Genomic DNA, 19,560 nt, shown 5'->3' with positions numbered 1-19,560 from the left:
GATCTCTCCTTCCTAGGCGCCGAACAGGCCCCAGAGCATCACCGCGGCACCGAAGATCAGGCCGAGGTAGATCAGGATCAGTACCAGGTATCCCATCACGTCCCGCAGACGCAGACCCGAGATCGCCAGCACCGGCAGGATCCAGAACGGCTGCACCATGTTCGTCCACTGGTCGCCGATCTGCACAGCAAGTGCTGTGGCCGGAATGGAAGCCCCGATTTCCTGGGCTGCGCCCATCATGACCGGACCCTGAACCGCCCACTGACCGCCGCCCGAGGGGGCGAGGAGGTTGATCAGGCCACCCGACAGGAAGGACCAGATCGGAAGCGTGTCCGGCGTGGAGATGTTCACGAACATCTGCGCGAAGGTGACAAGCAGGCCCGACCCTGTGAGAACCCCGAGAATACCGGCGTAGAAGGGATACTGGATGATGATCCCCGCCACGATGGTCACACCTTCACTCAGCGCTTTGAGGTACTTAGCAGGCGATGCGAAAAGAAGAATCCCCAAGAACACAAAGATCGTATTGATGATGTTGAGATTCAACGAACCTCCTGCAAGGAAGTGATTTACTGCATAGAGAAGGCCCAATGCGCCGATGGCAATGCCGACAACGGGGCTGGCGTTCATGCGATCGGCTATCGTGCGCTCGGCATCCCCTTCTACCTCAGCAACAGCCAGGGGCGCATCGGGTTTGGCCTCGATCACCTCGGACGGATCCTTGGGGTGCAGCCATGCGTTGAAAAACGGCAGGGTCACCACGATGATGAGGCTAGTAATCAAAAGCACCGGCGAAAAGATGGTTTCGGTGATCGGCACGATGCCGATCTCATCTTGCAGGAAGTGCCCTTCGGTCGCAATCAGCAGCGGAACCGAACCAGACAGGCCGATGCCATAGAGCGCAAAACCTGAATAGGCCGCCGCGATTACCAGCGGGTAGTGGAGGCCCTTTACTCGCTGACCGAGTTCCCGGGCAACCAACGTGCCGATGACGAGGCCAAAGCCCCAGTTCAGCCAGCTCCCGATTGCGCCGACGAGCGTCGCGACGACCACTGCCGTGGCCGGCTTCTCAACCTTTGATACCAGCTTCACGAGGACCGCATTTACCGGCGGGGACTTTGCAAGCAGATAGCCGGCTAGAAGAATGACCGTCATCTGCATCGAGAAGGCGAGCAGGTTCCAGAAGCTCTGCCCCCAGTAGACCGTGCTCTCCATGAAGCCGGTCCCTTCGACCACCATCGCAAGTCCGATGGTAAAGAACGTCAGGCCGACGGCAATGACAAGCGGGTCAGGCAAATAGCGCCCGACAAGCCGCGTGAAAAAGTTGGTAAGTCCGTTCATCGTGATCCTCCCTTGAACTCAAAACTTGGCATTTGCTTATCACCCAGACTCTGTGATAATCAAATGCGAAATTGAGGGAGTGGCTAAAAATGCCGAAAGTCATCATCGTTGGCGGTGGAACAATGGGATCGTCCATCGCGCGCCTGTTCGCATCGAACGCATGGGCCGTGCAGCTGATCGAGCCGAATCCGGAACTCGGAGAGCAGCTGCAACAAAATCTTGAAGGGGTGGGAGTCTTGTCGGCGATCACTGCGTCCGTTACCGCGGATGTCGCAGTGGAATGCGTTCCTGAAGAAGCTTCGTTAAAGCGAAGTGTTCTCCGGCAGATCGAGAGTAAAGTGGCCGACGACGCGCCGATCTTGTCGAACACTTCGGGTCTGTCTCTTGCCGATATCTCCTCCGAGATGGTGACACCGGGCCGCGCCGCGATCGCGCATTTCTTCAATCCCGCCGACGTGGTTCCCGCCGTCGAAGTCGTCACCGCGCCCGGGGCGAAAAAGGAATTCTCCGACTCCGTCATGGCCCTGCTGCGATCCCTCGGGAAGCGGCCTGCGCGACTGGCGCGGGAAGTTCCGGGCTTCATTGCCAATCGCATTCAGCACGCCGTCATGCGCGAGTGTCTGCACCTCGTCGAGGCCGGCGTGGCAGAACCCAAGGACATCGACGAGATCGTCAGGTGGTCGATCGGCGTCAGGATGGCGGTATCGGGCCCGTTCCGTCAGCGCGACCTCAATGGTCTCCAGACACACCTGAATATTTCGCGGTACCTCTATCCGGACCTCGCGGCCACTACCTCGCCATCCCGGATGCTGGAGCGCATGGTGGAAGACGGCCGAACGGGCAGAAGGTCCGGCCGCGGTTTTTACGAATGGCCCGCCGGCGAGGATGAAGAGACAGACGAAAGAACGCTGCGGGCAGTCCTTGCGGCTGTCGAAGCAGATACCGAGGGGAGTTAGCTATGAGACGGTGGACGCAAAGGCCCGAGGGCTCCAACTGGGGCGATTTTGGCGATGACGACGAGTTGGGCCTTTTGAACCTGATCGGGCCGGAGGAGGTCCGCGCCGGCATCGCAACCGTGACGGAGGGGCGGACGCTGTGCTTGTCCCTGCCCCTCGACCTTCCCGGCGGCAACCTTCTCAACCCGCGTAGGCATCCCCCGCAGCTGGCGCCGACGGAACTCGACGGAGATCAATACGTCAATTTCCCCCTGGCCAATCTCGATCCCGAGCTCCGCGATGTCATCAGCGACGACCGCGTGATCCTCTACACCCAGTATTCGACCCAATGGGACTCGCTGGCCCATGTCGGTGCGCTGTTCGATGCCGACGGCGACGGCGTGCCCGAAAGAGTCTACTACAATGGCCACCGGGCCGAGACCGATATCGAGGCGCCCGGACCGGATGGCGGGCCTTCCCGCGCAAACCGCCTTGGCATCGAGAACCTCGCAACCCACGGCGTTCAGGGGCGCGCCGTTCTTGTCGACCTCGCATCCGTTTTCGGGACGGGGCGCACCATCGTGGGATACGTCAAGCTTCAGGCCGCGCTTGAGGCGACGGGCGTGCACATCCGGCGGGGCGATATCATGGTGATGCGGACGGGATTTGCCGAACGTATCGTGGAGATGGGCGGAAGTCCGCATGTCGAAGAACTCGACCGAACCGGCGCGGTGCTAGACGGGCATGACCCGGAGCTGCTCCAATGGATCACCGGCAGCGGGATCTCCGCCATCTGCTCTGACAACTACGCCGTTGAGAACCCCCACCCGCCCAAAGGGGCGACGTTGAAACTCCCCCTGCATCACCACTGTCTGTTTAAGCTCGGCCTTCCCCTTGCCGAATTGTGGTACCTAAAGGACCTTGCCCAGGCTCTCGATACGCTCGGGCGACGCGAGTTCCTGCTAACCGCCCCGCCGCTTCGATTGCCCGGTGCTCTTGGATCGCCTGTCACACCTATTGCAACGCTCTGAGTAGAAAAACATGTCTACCAATAAACCCGCGATCATCTGCGTCGCCATCACCGGATCCCTGCCGCGCAAGAGCGATAACCCAGCTGTTCCGGTTTCGGTCGAAGAGCAGATCGAAAGCGCGCATGCCGCTTACGGGGCCGGGGCTACGATCTGCCACGCCCATGTTCGAATCGACGATGAAAGCCCGTCTTCCGATCCGGATCTCTTTGCCAGTCTCAAGGAGGGGTTGGAGAAGTACTGCCCGGGTATGATCATTCAATTTTCGACAGGTGGCCGGTCGGGCGCCGGTCGAGCTCGTGGCGGTATGCTGCCTCTCGCGCCAGACATGGCCTCGCTTTCCGTGGGCTCAAACAACTTCCCGACTCGCGTCTACGAGAGCCCGCCGGACCTCGTATCCTGGCTTGCCGGAGAAATGGAAAACTACGGTATCAAGCCCGAAATCGAAGCTTTCGATTTCAGCCACATCCTTTATGCCAAAGCAATGATCGACACGGGCGAACTCGCGTCGCCCCCTACATACAGTTCGTCATGGGTGTGAAGAACGCCATGTCGGCAGATCGGGAGGTCTTTTTCTACTACGTGAAGACCGTTGAGCGTCTCTTAGGAGACGTGCCATGGTGCGCCGCGGGCATCGGCCGCCACCAGATCGAACTCAACGAATGGGCGGCCAAAGCTGGCGGCCATCTGCGAACGGTTCTGGAGGACAACATCCGACTCGACCGGAACACCCTCGCGCCGTCGAACGCTTCCCTCGTCGCTCGCGCCGTTGATATATGTCACAAACACGACCGAACGGTCGCCACCGCGGCGCAAGCGCGCCAGACACTCGGACTCAAGGAGATCGCATGACTTTTCTTAAGGTAAACGGCGCCGTCATTCATCACCGCCTTCGACGCAAAGTCGATAGTCGCCGCCCGGACGAAACGGCGGTGGTCTTTCTCAATTCTCTCGGGACCGACCTGCGGATCTGGGACGAAGTGATTTCCATGCTACCTGATGAATGGACGATCCTGCAGGTCGACAAGCGAGGCCACGGCCTGTCGGAGTATGTGGACACGAACATGGAGGTCTACGCCTCTGACGTTGCCGCGCTGATGGACCGCTACAGTATCGGTCCCGCGATCATCAGCGGTGTTTCGATCGGCGGCATGATCGCGCAACAGCTTTTCCACACTCGGCCGGACCTTGTGCGGTCGATGCTTCTATCGAATACCGCAGCAAAAATCGGCGATGCAGATGGCTGGCAGGCGCGGCTGGATCAATTGGAAAAGGTCGGCTTGGACGCAATGGCGGACGGTGTTCTTGAAAGGTGGTTCTCGGCAGGTTTCCTGTCGAGCCGCCCGGACGACACCCGAGGCTATCGCGCGATGCTGTCGCGAACGCCAGCCGAGGGCTACGCCGCTGCCTGTCGGGCCATCCGAGACACCGACCTGCGGAGCAGGTCAGGCGAAATCAACGTGCCCGTAAGCTGCGTCTCCGGCTCCTACGATCTGGCCACGCCGCCGGAACTGGTTTCCGACTTCGCGAAGAGCCTCCCCAAGGCGACGCTCCTAAACGTAGAAAATGTGGGACACCTGCCTTGCATCGAAGCGCCTTCTCCCATTGCGACGGCACTGACCGATCTTGCGGCGCAGGCCTGAACTGCCCAAGGCATTTTGACTGGGTAGAGCAAAGTCTCATGTCGCGCGCAATGAAGGGTTGGTCTTGGCAGTACGGTCTGCTGCCATATGATCGTTTCGGTTTCCTGGGATCCGTTAAAACGTCCTCGTTTTCGGATAGAGCTTTCCGCTCGATCGCAAATTCGGCGGCCTACGCCTGCTAAATGGGCTGCACGATCCACTCGTGCAGCCCAAGTCGATGTCGCTCAGTTCATACCCAACTGATCCCGCACCGTGTCGGCGAGCTCGTTTACCGTTGCTTCGACGTCGGCACCTTCAGAGAGCTCCGTCAGGGCCGCGGCGATCAGATCCGTTACGGCAACACCCTCATCACCTGGGTAGGCGTACCACGGCCCGGCATGGTCGGCGACTTGTGTGTGACCGACGATGGCGTTTGGGTTCGCCTCATAATACGCGCCAAGATAGCTCTCATCGTTCAGGACGATCCTGTTCGCCGGAGCATAGCCAGTGTTTTCCACGATGATCCGCTGACCTTCTGGACCGGTTACAAAAGACAGGTACTCCCACGCCGCGGCCTGCCGCTCGGCATCGTCAGTCATGATGACGATCGCGGATCCGCCGGTTGGAAAGTAGACGTTCTCGTCGGCGACAACAGGCGTTGGTCTGACAGCCAACTCGAAGTTGCCGGCCGAACCTTCTTCGAAGCGCGTCAGAAGCGACGAAGATTCAAAGAACATGCCCAAAGTGCCCGCTGGGAACGCTTGACGTGCATCGTCTTGCCCCCAAGACGGCATACCGCCTTCGCTCATGAAACGATGGTAGAGGCCCGCAGCCGTCATGCCGGCTTCGCTGTCAAAAGTGATATCTGTTTCGTCGGCGTTCAGTGGGCGACCACCGTGGGATCCTAGAAGTGACTGGAAGCGCCAATCATGGCGGCCGATCCAAACACCTTCGATATTGTCGCCTAGGGCGTCGATCCGAGCCGCCAGCTCAATGATGCCGTCGAAGTCAGTTGGGAAATCTTGCATGGAGCCACCAGCCTGCTCCACCAGATCGGGGTTCACGTAGAGTATCATGGTCGAAGCGGATGTCGCGAGCGCGTGCTGTGCGCCTTCATACTGCCCAAGTGACAGGAGCGCATCGGTGTAGCCAGCGGCCTCTGCATCTTCTGGCAAGAAGTCATCGAGTGGATAAATGACACCGCGATCCTCTAGGATGCGCCAGCGATTCAGGCCGACATAGGCCACGTCGGGTGCCGTTCCAGCAATATTCTCACGCAGCAAACGCTGGACGCCTTCGGCATAGCCCTCTGCCGGACCATCGATGACAATATTGATGTCGGGATGGGCGGCCATAAAGGCCTCGGCCAGTTGTTCCTGCGTATCTGCCCAGATCGTAGGAATTGCGTAGTGCACGCGGATTTCTGTTTCAGCTGCGGCCATCGACGCTATGAGCGCCAAACCAGCAGATAGGACGAGAGGTTTCATTGGGATCTCCGTTGGATTGAAAAGTATATCTCATGGGGAAGGTATTGGGGTGCTCCAGACTTCCTCATCCTTTGAGCCCGGTATTGGCGAGGCCTTGCGTGAAGCGCTTCTGAGCAAGCAAGAAGCCAATCACCAATGGGGCTGTTATCAGTGTCGCCCCGGCCATCAGCGGGCCGATGTCGTCGCCACTTTCTTCATCTCGAAAGAACAAGATGCCGCGCGGCGGGGTGGCGAGTTGGGGGTCAGTCGTCGCGATCAAAGGCCAGAACAGATCGTTCCAATGGGCCGTGACCGAGAAAATCGAAAACGCAATCACCGTGGGCATTGCGAGCGGAAGCGCTACGCGCCAAGCAATCCCGATCTCCGACATCCCATCGACGCGAGCCGCATCGATCAGCTCAGTGGGAATGCGGGCAAAGGCTTGGCGCAAAAGGAACAGGCCGAAGGCCGTTGCGACAAAGGGAAGGATCAATCCTGTGTAGGAATTCAGGAGCCGAAGCTCAGCGAACCCGATGAAGATCGGAATTGCGGTCACATGAAATGGCACCAGAAGCGCTGCGACGATCCCTGCAAACATTAGCTTGCGACCAGGAAAATCGCGATGCGCAAGAGCGTAGGCCGCTGGGACCGTCACAAGAATTTGCAGGACAAGGATCCCACCGGTAACGACGACGCCGTTGAACAGATAGAGCGGGATATCGGTCTCTGAGATCGCGTGCCAATAGTTTTGTAAAGTTGGCGCTTGCGGAAACAGCCGGACATCCGTTGTGAAAACCTCGGCATGAGGCTTAAGGGACACCGATACCATCCATACAAAGGGCAGCAGTATCATGGCTGCCCCAATCGCGACGAGACCAAGTGATATGATACCTGAGGGCTTCATCGGTAATGTACCCGACGCTCGATCACGACGAGCTGGATCGCGGTGATCAGCAGCAGCGCAAAGAAAAAGACGACTGTGATTGCACTCGCGTATCCAGCTTTGAAATAAACGAAGCCTTCCCGATAGAGTGCATAGACAATCGTGTCAGAGGCAAAGGCAGGACCGCCTCCGGTCATCGTCGCAACGGTCTCGAACACGCGAAACGCGCTTGTTGCGGTGACGATAAGGACAAAAAGCGTCGTTGGCCCGAGCATCGGCCAAGTCACGAGCCAAAACTTTGACCAGCCACTCTCTGCTCCGTCCACTTCGGATGCGTCATAGAGAGTGTCCGGAATGGACGCCAAACCGGCAAGAAACAGCACCATGTTGTATCCGATGCTCTGCCAGACACCGATCACTGCAAGAGAGTACAGCACAATGTCCCTGTCGCTCAGCCACTGCTGAGGTGAAAAACCGAGGGCACTGGCCCAAGTGTTGAGCAGGCCCAAGGATGGGTGCATCAGCATCTGCCAACTCACCGCCATCGCAACCAACGTAGCCGCAACGGGAAGGAAGTAGATGGCCTTCATAAGGTTGGAGACCCGCGGCAAGCTCTTGGAAAGACTGTGAAGCTTAATCGCAACAAGAAGTCCCAAACCAACCGAGGCCGGAATGACAATGCCCGCGTAGATCAAAGTGTTGAAGATTGCGTTGCGGCCAAGTCGCGATCCAAAAAGATCGCCGAAATTCTCTAAGCCGACCCAATTCGCACTCCTTGCTCCGAATTGATAGTCCGTAAAGGCCAGAACAAAAACGATGCCCACTGGCAGGAAAATGAACAGAACAAGTGCAACGGCTGCCGGCCCAACAAGGGCGAGATCTGTGATCCAGCGCCGCGTCATTGCGCGATCTCTTGTCTTAGGCCCTGCTGGTCAAATCCATGCAAGGCCGTTTCAAGGGCGTTGAGGTGAACGCTGGAGCCGAGCGCCGGAGGGGCAATGCCGCCCCGAATAACGGAACTCAGCGGCAGACCTGCCGGGCCGCGCAACTTCAGAATCGTCTCTTCGCCATGAAATGTCAGACGCTCGACTACTGCTGGCAGGCCCTCTTCACTGATAAACAGATCCTCTGGCCGCACACCAAGAGATAGGCCTGCGCCCGATGCATGGAGGCTACCCCCTGCCCCGACGGGCAGGATGTTCATACGATGCTGCCCAATGAACGTCGCAATTTCTTGGGTAACTGGACGATTAAAGATCTCAACCGGCGTCCCGAGTTGCACGATTTTTCCGCCAATCATAACGGCGATACGATCAGCCATAGACAGGGCGTCAGATTGGTCATGGGTCACAAGAAGAAAGGGGTAGCCCGTCCGATCATGGAGCGCTTTGATCTCTTCGCGGGTTTCCGCGCGAAGTTGAGTATCGAGGTTGGACAGCGGCTCATCTAGCAGAAACGCTGACGGGTCCCGCACGAGCGCTCGGGCCAAGGCGACCCGTTGCTGCTGCCCGCCTGAAAGCTGACCGGGTTTGCGATCAAGAAGCGCACCCAAGCGTAGCAAATCGGCCATTCGACTGACCGCTCCTGCTATCTCAGTGGCCTCTTTCTTTATGCCAGAAGCAATGAAAGTAGCGCCAGGCAAGCGTTGCCAAGCCGAAAGCCTACGCAGTCGTAGCGGCATGGCGATGTTCTGCGCTACTGTCAGATGCGGATAAAGCGCGTAGGATTGAAACATCAATGCGATATTGCGGGCGGACGCGGATGAGGTGGTAACATCTTGGCCGGACAGCAGGACTTTACCGTCGGTCGGCGCTTCGAGGCCCGCGAACAAACGCAATGTGGTGGACTTTCCGCAGCCGGACGCGCCAAGCAACGCAACGAATTCACCCTCACGCAATTCTAGGCTGAGGTTATCGACCGCTGTTGCATCACCAAATCTTTTGGTCACGCCATCAAGCGCCAAAACAGTCATAGGCAGGCACCCCCGAGCGTTTCTCCATTCTTGGTGGGTTCGGGTCGGGTGCTTGCCAGGATCAACGCCTCCAACACTGCGGTGACAGCCGCGTCGGCACTTTCAACATGGGTGACGCCATCGACCTGTGCAGCGCCGGCAATCCCGATCACGGGTTTTGAGAAATGCAGCCCATAGGCGACTTCACTCAACGTTCCGTAAGATCCACCGACAGCGACAAGAACACGCGCCGATTTCGCAATGATCATGTTCCGCGCCTCGCCGAGACCGGTTGGAAGCGGTATGCCGACGTAGTCATTTGCTTCACTCGGAACGCTTCCAGGCAAGATACCGACCATCAGGCCACCCGCGTCGCGACACCCGCGCGAGGCCGCTTCCATAACCCCTGACTTGCCTCCGCAGATCAAAGTCAAACCGTAGCTTCCAAGGGAAAAGGCGATCTGTTCTGCCGCGCCAATCTGTTCCAACGTTGCGTCTCTGGGGCCGATAATTCCAACAACAACACCTCTCAGCTGACCACTGCTTGCGAGATGCTCGAAGGCTTCCTCGAGTGAGACGGGCGACCCAGAGTTACTTTCTGACCCAAGGCACCACCGCGAGGCGTCTAACTCGAATCCGTTAATCTCAATCCGGCCATCGTTGCGTTTTGCCAGAGATATTTGTGTTGTCATCGTTACCGTCTGCTTTGTAAGATAGCTTACAAATGGTAGATAATTGACACAGATTTATGACAAACCACGATTCAAACCTTACACTTTCCGAGCGACGCACGAATATCTTGGAAACTGTTGAACAGAGCGGTTTCGCAACGATTGAAACCTTAGCCGAACGTTTCAGGGTTTCCGCGCAAACGGTTCGTCGCGACATCATTGCGCTAGCCAATGCTGGCCGTTTACAGCGATTTCACGGTGGTGCAGGGCCGGTAGATCAGGCGGAAGCCGCTAGACTTGATTACAGTGCAAAGCGAAACATCGCCCGACCCGAGAAGCAGATTGTTGGGCGGCGAGCTGCAAAACTCATTCCTGATGGTGCCACGCTCTACCTCGATGTTGGAACAACGATAGAGGCCTGCGCAGTTGAATTGGCGAAGCGCCCTGGCTTCACTGTTTTCACCAACTCCATGCCCGCAGCAATGAAGTTCGATCCGGCCCACCATCAAGTCCACCTGCTCGGGGGCCGCATGGCCGGTCGAGATGGCTCTCTTGTTGGCGCAGAAATCGTTGATCGCCTCCGGAATGTGCGTTTGGACTACGCGTTGATTGCTTGCTCAGCCGTCGACCAGGACGATCGAGTGATGGATTTCGATGTAGATAAGATCGCAATCAAACAAGCAGCGCTGCAGTCAGCCCGTCATCCCTTTTTGCTTGCGACCAGGAGTAAATTCAACAGAACAGCTCTCGCGGTCGTCGCCTCAGTCGAGGACTTTGATCAAGTCATCTCCGAAGGCTGACATCCGAGCGCATTGCAGCATTGTAGTGGACGCGACATTGCGCGATCAGGATTTGCACGTTCCTCGGCTGTAGACAATTTCGATGTTAGGCGGCTCGCCCAAGAAGCGCGCGTTGAAGTTCGTAGTATCCGCTTTCCTCTGGTGACCCCGGCTCGATGCAAGCCATCTTTGCGCCAACCGCCGCGATCCAACCCTGCACCTTCTGAGCGATAAATTACGGGCCCTCGTGGGAACCTGCATATTCGGGCGGGCCGCGCAGGATGACCAAATCCGTCAACGCACCCAGCGCGTCGGTTGAGGTGAGCTATCGATTGACGCGGATCATCAACGCCCCTCTACTTACTGTATTCATCCATGATGTTCCGTGTCCGATAGGCCCGGCAAATGGCTGTACGGCCCTAGACGAAATAAGACGATCAAACGCGGTTAGGCCGCTCAGGCCGCAGACGCACGCAGATACCATAGTTCAGCCAGAGCCGTGCTTTCCACTTATACTTATGAAGAACCTTCGGCCCTATGGGAGCCAGACTCCTTCGACCCGCTTGTGATACACATGCCAACCTGGGCTGTTCAGCAGGCCGGTGACCATGCGTGAGCCATAGAGCCCGGATTGATCGGCCAGCCCGGTGATGCCATCGGTAAGGCGTTTTTATTCGGCGCGGCCTCGAGGCACCTTTGCGCTGCGTAAATCGATACTAGCCCAAAGCTCGGCAGGCGCGGTGTTCAGGCGCGCCAAACTCTTGCGGAACTTGGCCACTGCACTTGCAGCGACAAGTAGGGCTAAGAAGTTACCCCTAGCTGAGTCGGATAGGATGAACCTGTCCATGGTCACATCGGATACTACAAGACGAGGTCGCCGGATCTCTTTCCCTAGATCCTTTAGAGCGCTGGGCCTGCTTAGAATTCATACAGCTACGTACGCGCGGTCGATCTGCTCATTCGTTAGGCCGTGTTCTGTGATCAGCTCTGCGCGAAGCTCTTCACTGACAGGCGATCCGAAGATGCGCATCCCCGCCTTGATCCGTTCAGCATAAAGCGTCGCCAAGTCGCTAGTTTTTGCGACTGGCTCCACCTCGACGGCATAGTCCCGCCACCGCTTATTCTTGAGCCAATTTGCTGAGTATGCGATGAATTGCTTCCCATTGCTCGCGTTCTCATCCGCATATGCTCTGGCTCCGGAGATAATCTTAGCAGGATCAGTGCCATCGGCCACTGCTTCAGCGTATCTTCGTTCAGACTCCACCCGGTCCCTCCGTCGAGGATAGATTTGCCAAAACTCCGCGAAAGTCGGATGTGTGTCGCAAGCGGATCCCACCGTACACATATCCTCTTCTTTCCTGTTCCTTTCAGGTTCCTCTCCGGTCGACCGGAGTTTGCCCGCCTCTAAACCGGAGTTTGCTCGCTCTGAAACTGGAGTTTGCTCTTGTGCTAGCTCGGGCGCGTCGGAATTTGCACTAACTCCAGGTTTCGGAGTTTGCCCTTCTAACCCGTCAAAATCGCATTCCAGAATGTAATAGGTGCGCCGTGTCGTATGACCGGGAACTGTGGACCTGATGCGCTGGATCAACCCGTCGGCTTCAAGCTTGGCAAGAGCAGCGTTGAGAGTCCCGTTCGCCATGCCTGTGCGCTCTCGCAAAGTCTTTTGCGAAGGAAAACAAGCGCGACGTGGATCGCGTTCACCATTGTGATGGTCGCAAAGGTGAAAGAGGACGCGAAATGCACCGGGCTTCACCCGCGCCGGCGCTAATTGTGCAAGCCAACAGTTTGCTCGATGGCTCATGCAACCACCTTTCCCGCCACAAAATCGAGATTTGAAACTTTCCTGGTTTGTTCACGGTTTGTCGGCGTGGTCTTTGAAACATTTAGGCTTTGAAATAGTTGAATTTTACATCGGATTGCAAATCCGTGTACACCGGTTCGATTCCGGTACTCGCCTCCAAGCAAATCAACGGGTTACGAGGCGTAGGTGCCCGATCCGTCTTCTTCCAACCAATCGCTCTCCCCTATCACGCACGCAAAACGCGGAGAGAGGGCATGTGCGCTGCTCGCGTTTTGCCTCGGTTCACATTTGATCGGGTGGCCCGACGATCGCGCGCACGCGTGGGCGTTGCGCACAAAAAAGGGGCGCCGGGTGGATATCCGCGGCGCCCCTTTAAGGGTCAGTTGGGTAAGGCCGTGTCAGGGACGGACGGCGACCACCTCGATTTCGACCAGCCACGAGGGGCTAGCCAGCCCGGCGACCTCGAACACGGAGCGTGTGGGCAGGTTTGGTTGCGCCTCGGTGCCGAAATACTGCACGTAGCCCTCCATGAACCCGCCGAAGTCCATGCCATCAGCGCCTTCCGGGGCCACCAGAAACACCTGCATGGAGATCACGTCGCCCATGGTCAGGTCGAGGGATTCCAGACGCGCTTCGATCGACGCGAGGGTGCTGACCGTTTGCGCTGTGGTGTCGCCATAGCGCTCGGGCGAGCCTTGTTCGGCGGTGTCATCCACGACCTGTGGCACCGCGCCGCTGAGGTAGACCATCGTCGCATCTGCGGGCACTTCCACCGCCAAGGAGATCGGGAAATCCGAGCCGGGAATGGCGTGGCGCGTGACGCCAGAGGTATCGCCGTCGGTGGGGTCACGCACCTCATGCTCGGCCATCTCTGGCTCGGGCGCGACGGGGCGTGTATCGGCGACCATCTCGACCGTCGCATCGGGCGTGTAGTCATTGCCCAGATTGGTTTGCAGATAGGTCATCAGGTTCACGATCTGCTCATCGTCCAACAAAGACCCAAGGGCAGGCATCCCGCCTTGGCCATTGATGACCAGATAGGTCGCATAGGACGAAAATTCGAGGTTGGGGTTGTCGGCCAAGGCAGGATAGGTGCCCGCGCCGACGGCCCCTTCCCCGCCGGGCATGTGACAGCCGGCGCAGAAGGTTTGGTAGATTTGCTCCCCATCGGTGCTGACATAGCTGCCCGCGTTGAACGCCTCGGTGGCCGGAGTGCTGGTCTGCGCGGTTGCGGAAAAGGCCGTCAAAGCGCCGAGCGAAAGTGTTGCTAAGAATGTGTTTTTCATATCATTCACCACCGTTGATGACGACTTCATGGAGACGCGAAACCGCGTCGAGCGATGACAGGATTGCCCCCTCCATCCACGCAGAGAGGTAGGAGAGGTGCTCACCCGCGCAGACCACGCGATTGTCGATCTGGATCGCGGTGTCGTAGTCGCGGGCGCGGTCTTCCCAAATGCCCGAGCACCCAAGCACCCAAGGCACCTTGTGCCACGTCACGGCAACGCCGGTCTTGAACTCCTCCCGATATTGGGAGTGGATCTTCTCGCCCATCTCAAGGGCCATTTCGATCCGCTCTTCCGGCTGCATCGCGTTGAACTGAAAGGTGTTCGCCCCGCGCCACGTATAGGCCCCCAGCAGAACGGCAGGACCGTCCGAAAGGAATCCCGTGGAAGGATAGCTGATTTGGCTAATCGCTTGGTCCGTATAGGAAATACCGCCGTAGATATCTTCATCCTGTTCCCAGAAGCGGCGGTTGAATTCCAGACCCACCTTGGTCGCGCCATTATAAGGCATCGCGCTGATGATGGCCGACAGATCGCCGGACAAGTTGTGGTCGATCTGACCCAAGATAGAGAACGGAATGGTGCAGACACAATAATCGGCGGTGCTGGTGTTGGTGCCGCCGTTGGCGAGGTCTTCCCACTCTACCGTCACGCCGCTGTCGTCTTGTTGCAGCGAGACCACCTTGGCGTTGTAAGTAATCAGATCACCCACCTGACGTTCAAAGCCACGGGCGATGCCGTCCATCCCGCCTACGGGTTGGAACATGGGCGCATGGTGGCTCATGGTTTCGTGGGTGGCCAGATAGGTCCAGAGGCGGGATTGGATCACCTCGGATGGGTCGAGCAGTTCAGAAGCGATCGGGGCCGCGCCCTCGCCGCCGCCGGGCTGTTTCTCGTAGCCACGGTAGCCACTGGTGCGCAGGCTTTGGACGTATTCATGTTCGTCGTTGAGAACACCAAAGCGCCGCAAGCTATCAAGCAGCAGTTCCTTGTCTTCCTCCGTCACCATATCGTCGAGACGGTTTTGATCCACGGCCTTGGCCAGCAATTCCGAGATGTGACCACGATAGTCGGTGAGCACCTCTTTCATCCGCATGGGGCGGCCATCATAGGCGTCCGAGCGGTGCACGTAGGCGTTGTAGTTGGTCTGAATAAAGGGCTCTAACTCGACGTCGAGACGCCGGCAGTAATCCATGACGGCGTAGTGATTGTGGGGAATCCGCCAAGGGCCGGGGTTGATGTAGTTGCCCTCTTCGAAGTCGACGGTTTGGGTCGCGCCACCAAGCTCGGTATAGGTATCGCCCGAGCGCAACGTCCAACACCGACCGCCCGCTTTCTCGCGGAATTCCAGCACCTCCACCTCATATCCCGCGGCGCGCATCTCCAGCGCGGCGGTCATGCCTGCAAGACCGGCCCCAAGGATCAGAACCTTGGTTCCGTTCGGGTTGCCTTCCAGTTGAATGGGTCCTGAATAATCCGACGGCATGGCGTGTCCCATTGCCGTCATTGCGTAATACATCGCGCTGCTACCCGCAGCTGTACCGATCATCGTCAGCAAGCTTCGCCGAGTCATCCCCGTCATCATAGATCTCCCGCTAATAAATTGAGACATATGGAAAACTCAGTGCGCGCCACTAAAGTTCCCAGTGATCTCATCCCTCCCGACAGGCAGCCGAACAGCGTCAAAGAAACGCCCAAAAGCGCCCTTTTGCAGAGTTCGGAGTTTGTCGTGTGCCTACATCTTAAGCAGTAAGAATTTTTCTAAGCAAAGAGGTTTCACCGGATCGGCAACTTCCTGCCAAAACCGTTGGATTTACTCAACAAGGCGGAATCGGACGGGCCAGCAGGCCCCATTTACACCCGCGCAAGCGCGGGAGCTTCGGCCTTGGAAAGGGTGGTCGCCACGGCCATCATCAGCGGCGCGATCCCTTTGATGTCATTGTCCCTTAGCGTCTCGGACACGTAGTACGCGGCCGATCCATCACGATAGCGCCCCTCGTAAAAGCCAAGGCCCGCAACGTGGCACAGGTTACCCATGGTCCAGCCTTGATGTGCGTCTCCGGTGATTGTCTGAGAGATCAACCGGTCCAGAAGCCCTTCCACGTCGCCGTTCCAAAGGCCAAGGTTCTTCCCTTTCAGCAATGCATAGACGCACATCGCCGAGGCAGAGCTTTCTTGGTAATTCCCGGCAAGATCAGGCTGGTCCATGACTTGCAACCACAGCCCCTCGGGTTGCCTGAGCTGCTCGATACGAGACAAGAGCGCCTGCGTCCGATCCTTTAGGGGAGCAAAGCGGTCGCGGCCCACAAGCTCTGCGATATCCACAAGGCCCATGGCCAACCAGCCGATGGCGCGGGCCCAATGGGCCTCGGTATGGCCCGTGTCGGGATGTGCCCAAATCTGTTTGCGGGCCTCATCCACAGCATGGGCGTAAAGGCCGGTTTCAGGCACATATGTCATGTCGAGCGCGGTGGAAACCTGAGCCAAGGAATCCGCCACCAGTTGATCCTGCCCGGACCGCAACCCGTAGCCGATCTGAAACGGGGGGCCCATGTAAAGGCCGTCCAGCCAGACCTGCCACGGATAGCGCAGCTTGTGCCAGTAAACGCCCGATTGCGTGCGAGGGTGTGTCGCCAGTTGGTCAACCAGCCGCTCGGCTGCGGTCCAATAGGTCGCATCGCCCGTCACCGTATAGAGGTACAACAGCGCCCGGCCTGCCATGACGTTATCAATGTTGTAATCACTCGGATCATACCCCGAGAGGGACGCCCCTGCCCCGATCTGGGCATCGGCAAGGCGGACGATATGATCCAGCCAGCGCCCCTCTCCGGTGGCGCGGTGCAGGCATTCCAGACCGCGATAGAGCAAGCCGTCCTCGTAGCACCAATTGCCATTCTTGTAAGGCTGATGGGCAAGGGCGTAACGGTCGAAGAATTCCATCATGAGGTCAGGGCCTTCTCGTCTGAAAGGAGGGTGAAGGTGCCTTGCACGTCGCCAAATTCCACCACCACGCCCGCGTGACGGGTGGCGGGGACGTTGCAAGCCATGAGGGGCACGTCGGCGACGGCGTTCGGGTCATAGCTGACCCGGCAATTCTTTAGCGTGATGCCGGTTACGGGGGCTTCGGGAAGCCCCAGGACGGCGGCGGCAGCCAAGGTGACGCCCGTGGCTGTGACATCGCACAGGCTGATATCGCGGATATGGGGCGTCGTGTCGGAAACCGGCGCGGCTTGGCGCGATTGCACCCAATCATCGCGACCATCAGGATCGCAGAAATAGAACGCATTAACGGCCAGAGGCGTAGGCACATCCACCATATCGACGTTGCTTAACTTTACGTCTGCCACGGTCCCGCCCCGGCCCCGGCGCGTCTTGATCCTCAGGCCTCGGTCAGTCTGGCAAAAGGTGCAATCTTGTACGGTCACTGCGGTGATATCGCCGGACATCTCGGACCCTAGGACCACGGCGCCGTGGCCCCGTTCCATCAGGCAATGGGAGATCACGATATCGCGGCACGGGGCGAGGTGCGTGTTATCCTCAAGCCGCCGCTTGCCTGCCTTGATTGCAATGCAATCATCACCCACCGAAAAGGCCACGCCTGTGATCGCGACATTGGTGCAACTCTCGGGGTTCAACCCATCTGTGTTCGGGCTGTTGGGCGGATTCTCCACCCTAAGGGCCGACACTTTCAGGTCGTCACATTTGTAGGGGTGGATGGTCCAAGACGGTGCATTGCGCACGGTCACGCCCGACAAGATGACATCCCGGCCATGGGCAAGGTACAGCGCCCGTGGGCGGCGCGCGCCGTCACGGGTTTCTTTAGGCCATTGCCACCAATCGCCACGATCGCCGCCTGCATCAAGAATGCCGCGCCCAGTGATCGCCAACCCGTCGCATGACAGTGCCGTAATCGGGGCCGCGAACATCGCTTCGGGCACGCCTTCCCATGTGCTCAGCACTCTGCCGTCCGCGTCATGTGGCGGCAAGATCGGCCATCCCGCCCGGTCACCATGGGCGGCAATCACGGCCCCCTCTGGCAGCCACAAGGTCATGTGAGGTTTTAGAAAAATTGGGCCTGTCCGGTGATAACCGGCCGCAAGGCGCAACGTGCCGCCTTCGGGCACGGCATCGACGGCGGCCTGTAGCGCTGCGGTATTGTCATCGGCCTCTGCCGTCACGCCGAAGGAAGCCGCCTCGACTAAGCCCGCGCAGGGCGGGGTGGTAAAATCCAGATCGCCAAGAGGCGTTTTCAGGCGGTAGTCCTGTGCCGGGTCCAGCCCTTCAACAAACACGACCGTCTTATCGGTAGCACCGCTGCGTACGGCTCCTTTATTGAGCTGCGCCAGCGTCCAATCCAACGGCCTTGGCTGTTCGAACCGAGCGCCCTTGGGAGCCAATAGGATCGACACCGTGCGGGCGGTTGCCGAGAGAATGCGCAAACTGCTCATAGGGGGTGATCCGGCAGGAAATAAGAGGGGGAAGGTGCGTGCCGAGGCCTTGGCCCCGGCGCCGCTTGGTTTCGCAAAGTTCAGAGATCTTCGAGCGCTTCAGAAATGGCTTCCATCATCTCAGCCGCCGCCGTGGCCGCGTCGATCTGGCCATAAGCGAAGAACTCCAGCCCTTCCATCATGGCGCCCCGAACGTCCGGATGCTCCATATAGGGGTGGATCGCGGGGCCTTCGGCCTCAAGAACCTGCGCCTGGGCGCTGACTTGAATGTCGGCAATCGCATCGGCTTCGAGCAGCATGTTGCGTGCGGCATCCGAGGCAGGAACACCGCGCGTAGCGCCAAGGGCCATCACGCCAGTTTCCTCGTTCATCAAGCAGTTAAGGATCTGTGCAGCGGATTCGGGATGCTCAGAATTAGCCGAGATCGCGAAGACCATGGACGCTTTACGGTAGATGCCCGGCGTCAGCTGGCCATCTTGGGACAGCAGACCGGAATAGACCAACTCCTGACCCTCTTCCATCGGGTCGGAAATCTTGAAGTAAGTCGAATCCCATTGGTAGGTGCCGCCGATCCGGCCCGCCGTCCAATCTGGGTTTTCGTGCAGAGGCACGTTGCCCGCCGCATTCATTTCTTCCCAAGATTGGATGACATGATTGTCCACCAAAGTCTGGTAGAATTGAATGGCATTGGCCAGTTCGTCCTGCGACCACAGAATCTCATTCGTGGCCGGATCAATCAGCGGGTTGCCGGTGACCTGAGTACCGTACAGCGTGACCACCAGCGCCGCATCAAGGCCACGGGCCTCGAACGGATAGTAATCTTCGCCCAGAACTTCTTGAAACACCGGACCGGCGGCTACCAGTTCGTCCCATGTTGTCGGGATATCAAGCCCGGCCGCAGCCCAAGTTGTGGTGTTGAAGGCAAACAAGCGTCCGGTTGTTGAAACTGACAAACCGTTTAGGGCGCCGTTCATGGTGCCGGCCTCTAGCCCCTCGGCAGTCCAGTTGGACAGGTCGATGATTTCCGAATAATCGTTCAGGTCCGCAAACCCGGTGCCATCGGGCGAATAAATCGGCAGCCAAGGCCAGTTGACCTGCATGATGTCGGCTTCTGTGCCGCCCGCGATTTGCGTTGTCAGGCGTTCAAAATGGCCGGACCAACCGGTATATTCCGGACTGATCGTGTGGCCGTGAGCTTCACCGCAGGCCAGAAGCGCTGCTTGGGTGGCCTCGTGGCGGCTATCGCCCCCCCACCAGCTCATCCGCAATTCTTCGGCCTGTAGAGGGGCGACCATCGCTGTTGTCGATAGCCCCAGAGCAAGGATTGAAAATTTCTTCATAGGTTCCTC

Annotated in this window: 16 protein-coding genes, 1 tRNA gene and 1 pseudogene; 6 read left to right on the top strand and 12 right to left on the bottom strand. The window is 58.4% G+C overall.

Annotation, left to right across the window (positions count from 1 at the left end; translation table 11 throughout):
• Positions 1-12 precede the first annotated feature (12 nt).
• A complete protein-coding gene (locus tag K3728_06070) occupies positions 13-1,341 on the bottom strand; it encodes a TIGR00366 family protein (GenBank protein ID UWQ96790.1) in 1,329 nt (442 codons plus the stop codon).
• Between the two features lie 89 nt (positions 1,342-1,430).
• Between K3728_06070 and K3728_06065 the strand changes: the two genes are divergently transcribed.
• The 4 genes and pseudogenes from K3728_06065 (at position 1,431) to pcaD (ending at position 4,947) form a co-directional block, all read left to right on the top strand.
• Positions 1,431-2,297: a 3-hydroxybutyryl-CoA dehydrogenase gene (locus K3728_06065; GenBank protein UWQ96789.1), complete on the top strand. Its 867-nt coding sequence runs from the start codon at positions 1,431-1,433 to the stop codon at positions 2,295-2,297.
• Between the two features lie 2 nt (positions 2,298-2,299).
• Complete coding sequence (locus K3728_06060; GenBank protein ID UWQ96788.1) at positions 2,300-3,307, top strand: cyclase family protein; 1,008 nt, start codon at positions 2,300-2,302, stop codon at positions 3,305-3,307.
• A gap of 10 nt (positions 3,308-3,317) precedes the next feature.
• Positions 3,318-4,156: pseudogene (locus tag K3728_06055) on the top strand (3-keto-5-aminohexanoate cleavage protein).
• A complete protein-coding gene (pcaD, locus tag K3728_06050) occupies positions 4,153-4,947 on the top strand; it encodes a 3-oxoadipate enol-lactonase (protein UWQ96787.1) in 795 nt (264 codons plus the stop codon). Before K3728_06055 ends, pcaD begins: the two are co-directional and overlap by 4 nt.
• A 224-nt stretch (positions 4,948-5,171) precedes the next feature.
• Here pcaD and K3728_06045 read toward each other — a convergent pair whose 3' ends face one another.
• The 5 genes from K3728_06045 to K3728_06025 all read right to left on the bottom strand — a co-directional run bounded on the left by K3728_06045 (position 5,172) and on the right by K3728_06025 (position 9,918).
• A complete protein-coding gene (locus K3728_06045; GenBank protein ID UWQ96786.1) occupies positions 5,172-6,413 on the bottom strand; it encodes an extracellular solute-binding protein in 1,242 nt (413 codons plus the stop codon).
• Between the two features lie 64 nt (positions 6,414-6,477).
• A complete protein-coding gene (locus K3728_06040; protein UWQ96785.1) occupies positions 6,478-7,296 on the bottom strand; it encodes a carbohydrate ABC transporter permease in 819 nt (272 codons plus the stop codon).
• Positions 7,293-8,177: a sugar ABC transporter permease gene (locus K3728_06035; GenBank protein ID UWQ96784.1), complete on the bottom strand. Its 885-nt coding sequence runs from the start codon at positions 8,175-8,177 to the stop codon at positions 7,293-7,295. Before K3728_06035 ends, K3728_06040 begins: the two co-directional genes overlap by 4 nt.
• Entirely contained in the window at positions 8,174-9,247 is a 1,074-nt protein-coding gene (locus tag K3728_06030; GenBank protein ID UWQ96783.1) for an ABC transporter ATP-binding protein, read from the bottom strand. The genes K3728_06035 and K3728_06030 overlap by 4 nt, the downstream gene beginning before the upstream one ends.
• Positions 9,244-9,918, bottom strand: coding sequence for a TIGR00725 family protein (locus K3728_06025; protein UWQ96782.1), 675 nt, complete (start codon positions 9,916-9,918; stop codon positions 9,244-9,246). Before K3728_06025 ends, K3728_06030 begins: the two co-directional genes overlap by 4 nt.
• 56 nt (positions 9,919-9,974) lie before the next feature.
• Between K3728_06025 and K3728_06020 the strand changes: the two genes are divergently transcribed.
• A complete protein-coding gene (locus K3728_06020; GenBank protein UWQ96781.1) occupies positions 9,975-10,697 on the top strand; it encodes a DeoR/GlpR family DNA-binding transcription regulator in 723 nt (240 codons plus the stop codon).
• A 904-nt stretch (positions 10,698-11,601) separates the two neighbouring features.
• On the opposite strand, the gene K3728_06015 is transcribed toward K3728_06020, so the two are convergent.
• Positions 11,602-12,477, bottom strand: coding sequence for a helix-turn-helix domain-containing protein (locus K3728_06015; GenBank protein UWQ96780.1), 876 nt, complete (start codon positions 12,475-12,477; stop codon positions 11,602-11,604).
• An 85-nt stretch (positions 12,478-12,562) separates the two neighbouring features.
• Between K3728_06015 and K3728_06010 the strand changes: the two genes are divergently transcribed.
• A tRNA-Cys gene (locus K3728_06010) sits at positions 12,563-12,636 on the top strand.
• A gap of 239 nt (positions 12,637-12,875) precedes the next feature.
• Here the strand turns inward: K3728_06010 and K3728_06005 are convergent.
• The 5 genes from K3728_06005 to K3728_05985 form a co-directional block, all read right to left on the bottom strand.
• Positions 12,876-13,763 (bottom strand): c-type cytochrome, encoded by an 888-nt coding sequence (locus K3728_06005; GenBank protein UWQ96779.1) that lies wholly within the window; start codon positions 13,761-13,763, stop codon positions 12,876-12,878.
• Position 13,764: 1 nt separating this feature from the next.
• Positions 13,765-15,345: a flavin monoamine oxidase family protein gene (locus tag K3728_06000; protein UWQ97467.1), complete on the bottom strand. Its 1,581-nt coding sequence runs from the start codon at positions 15,343-15,345 to the stop codon at positions 13,765-13,767.
• A gap of 272 nt (positions 15,346-15,617) precedes the next feature.
• Positions 15,618-16,706 (bottom strand): glycoside hydrolase family 88 protein, encoded by a 1,089-nt coding sequence (locus tag K3728_05995; protein UWQ96778.1) that lies wholly within the window; start codon positions 16,704-16,706, stop codon positions 15,618-15,620.
• A complete protein-coding gene (locus K3728_05990) occupies positions 16,703-18,211 on the bottom strand; it encodes a glycoside hydrolase family 28 protein (protein ID UWQ96777.1) in 1,509 nt (502 codons plus the stop codon). The genes K3728_05995 and K3728_05990 overlap by 4 nt, the downstream gene beginning before the upstream one ends.
• An 80-nt stretch (positions 18,212-18,291) precedes the next feature.
• Positions 18,292-19,527 carry an ABC transporter substrate-binding protein gene (locus K3728_05985; GenBank protein ID UWQ97466.1) on the bottom strand — a complete coding sequence of 412 codons (1,236 nt, stop codon included), beginning with the start codon at positions 19,525-19,527 and terminating at the stop codon, positions 18,292-18,294.
• Between the last annotated feature and the right edge of the window lie 33 nt (positions 19,528-19,560).

The sequence above is a fragment of the Rhodobacteraceae bacterium M385 genome, assembly GCA_025141835.1.
Classification (GTDB): Bacteria; Pseudomonadota; Alphaproteobacteria; order Rhodobacterales; family Rhodobacteraceae; genus Gymnodinialimonas.
This window is presented reverse-complemented; position numbering and strand designations above follow the sequence as displayed.

Coding starts and splice junctions, on each gene's coding strand:
- K3728_06035 (UWQ96784.1), bottom strand. CDS start 8,177: ATGACGCGGCGCTGGATCACAGATCTCGCCCTTGTTGGGCCGGCAGCC.
- K3728_06040 (UWQ96785.1), bottom strand. CDS start 7,296: ATGAAGCCCTCAGGTATCATATCACTTGGTCTCGTCGCGATTGGGGCA.
- K3728_05995 (UWQ96778.1), bottom strand. CDS start 16,706: ATGATGGAATTCTTCGACCGTTACGCCCTTGCCCATCAGCCTTACAAG.
- K3728_06065 (UWQ96789.1), top strand. CDS start 1,431: ATGCCGAAAGTCATCATCGTTGGCGGTGGAACAATGGGATCGTCCATC.
- K3728_06030 (UWQ96783.1), bottom strand. CDS start 9,247: ATGACTGTTTTGGCGCTTGATGGCGTGACCAAAAGATTTGGTGATGCA.
- pcaD (UWQ96787.1), top strand. CDS start 4,153: ATGACTTTTCTTAAGGTAAACGGCGCCGTCATTCATCACCGCCTTCGA.
- K3728_06015 (UWQ96780.1), bottom strand. CDS start 12,477: ATGAGCCATCGAGCAAACTGTTGGCTTGCACAATTAGCGCCGGCGCGG.
- K3728_05990 (UWQ96777.1), bottom strand. CDS start 18,211: ATGAGCAGTTTGCGCATTCTCTCGGCAACCGCCCGCACGGTGTCGATC.
- K3728_06005 (UWQ96779.1), bottom strand. CDS start 13,763: ATGAAAAACACATTCTTAGCAACACTTTCGCTCGGCGCTTTGACGGCC.
- K3728_06060 (UWQ96788.1), top strand. CDS start 2,300: ATGAGACGGTGGACGCAAAGGCCCGAGGGCTCCAACTGGGGCGATTTT.
- K3728_06070 (UWQ96790.1), bottom strand. CDS start 1,341: ATGAACGGACTTACCAACTTTTTCACGCGGCTTGTCGGGCGCTATTTG.
- K3728_06045 (UWQ96786.1), bottom strand. CDS start 6,413: ATGAAACCTCTCGTCCTATCTGCTGGTTTGGCGCTCATAGCGTCGATG.
- K3728_06000 (UWQ97467.1), bottom strand. CDS start 15,345: ATGACGGGGATGACTCGGCGAAGCTTGCTGACGATGATCGGTACAGCT.
- K3728_06020 (UWQ96781.1), top strand. CDS start 9,975: ATGACAAACCACGATTCAAACCTTACACTTTCCGAGCGACGCACGAAT.
- K3728_06025 (UWQ96782.1), bottom strand. CDS start 9,918: ATGACAACACAAATATCTCTGGCAAAACGCAACGATGGCCGGATTGAG.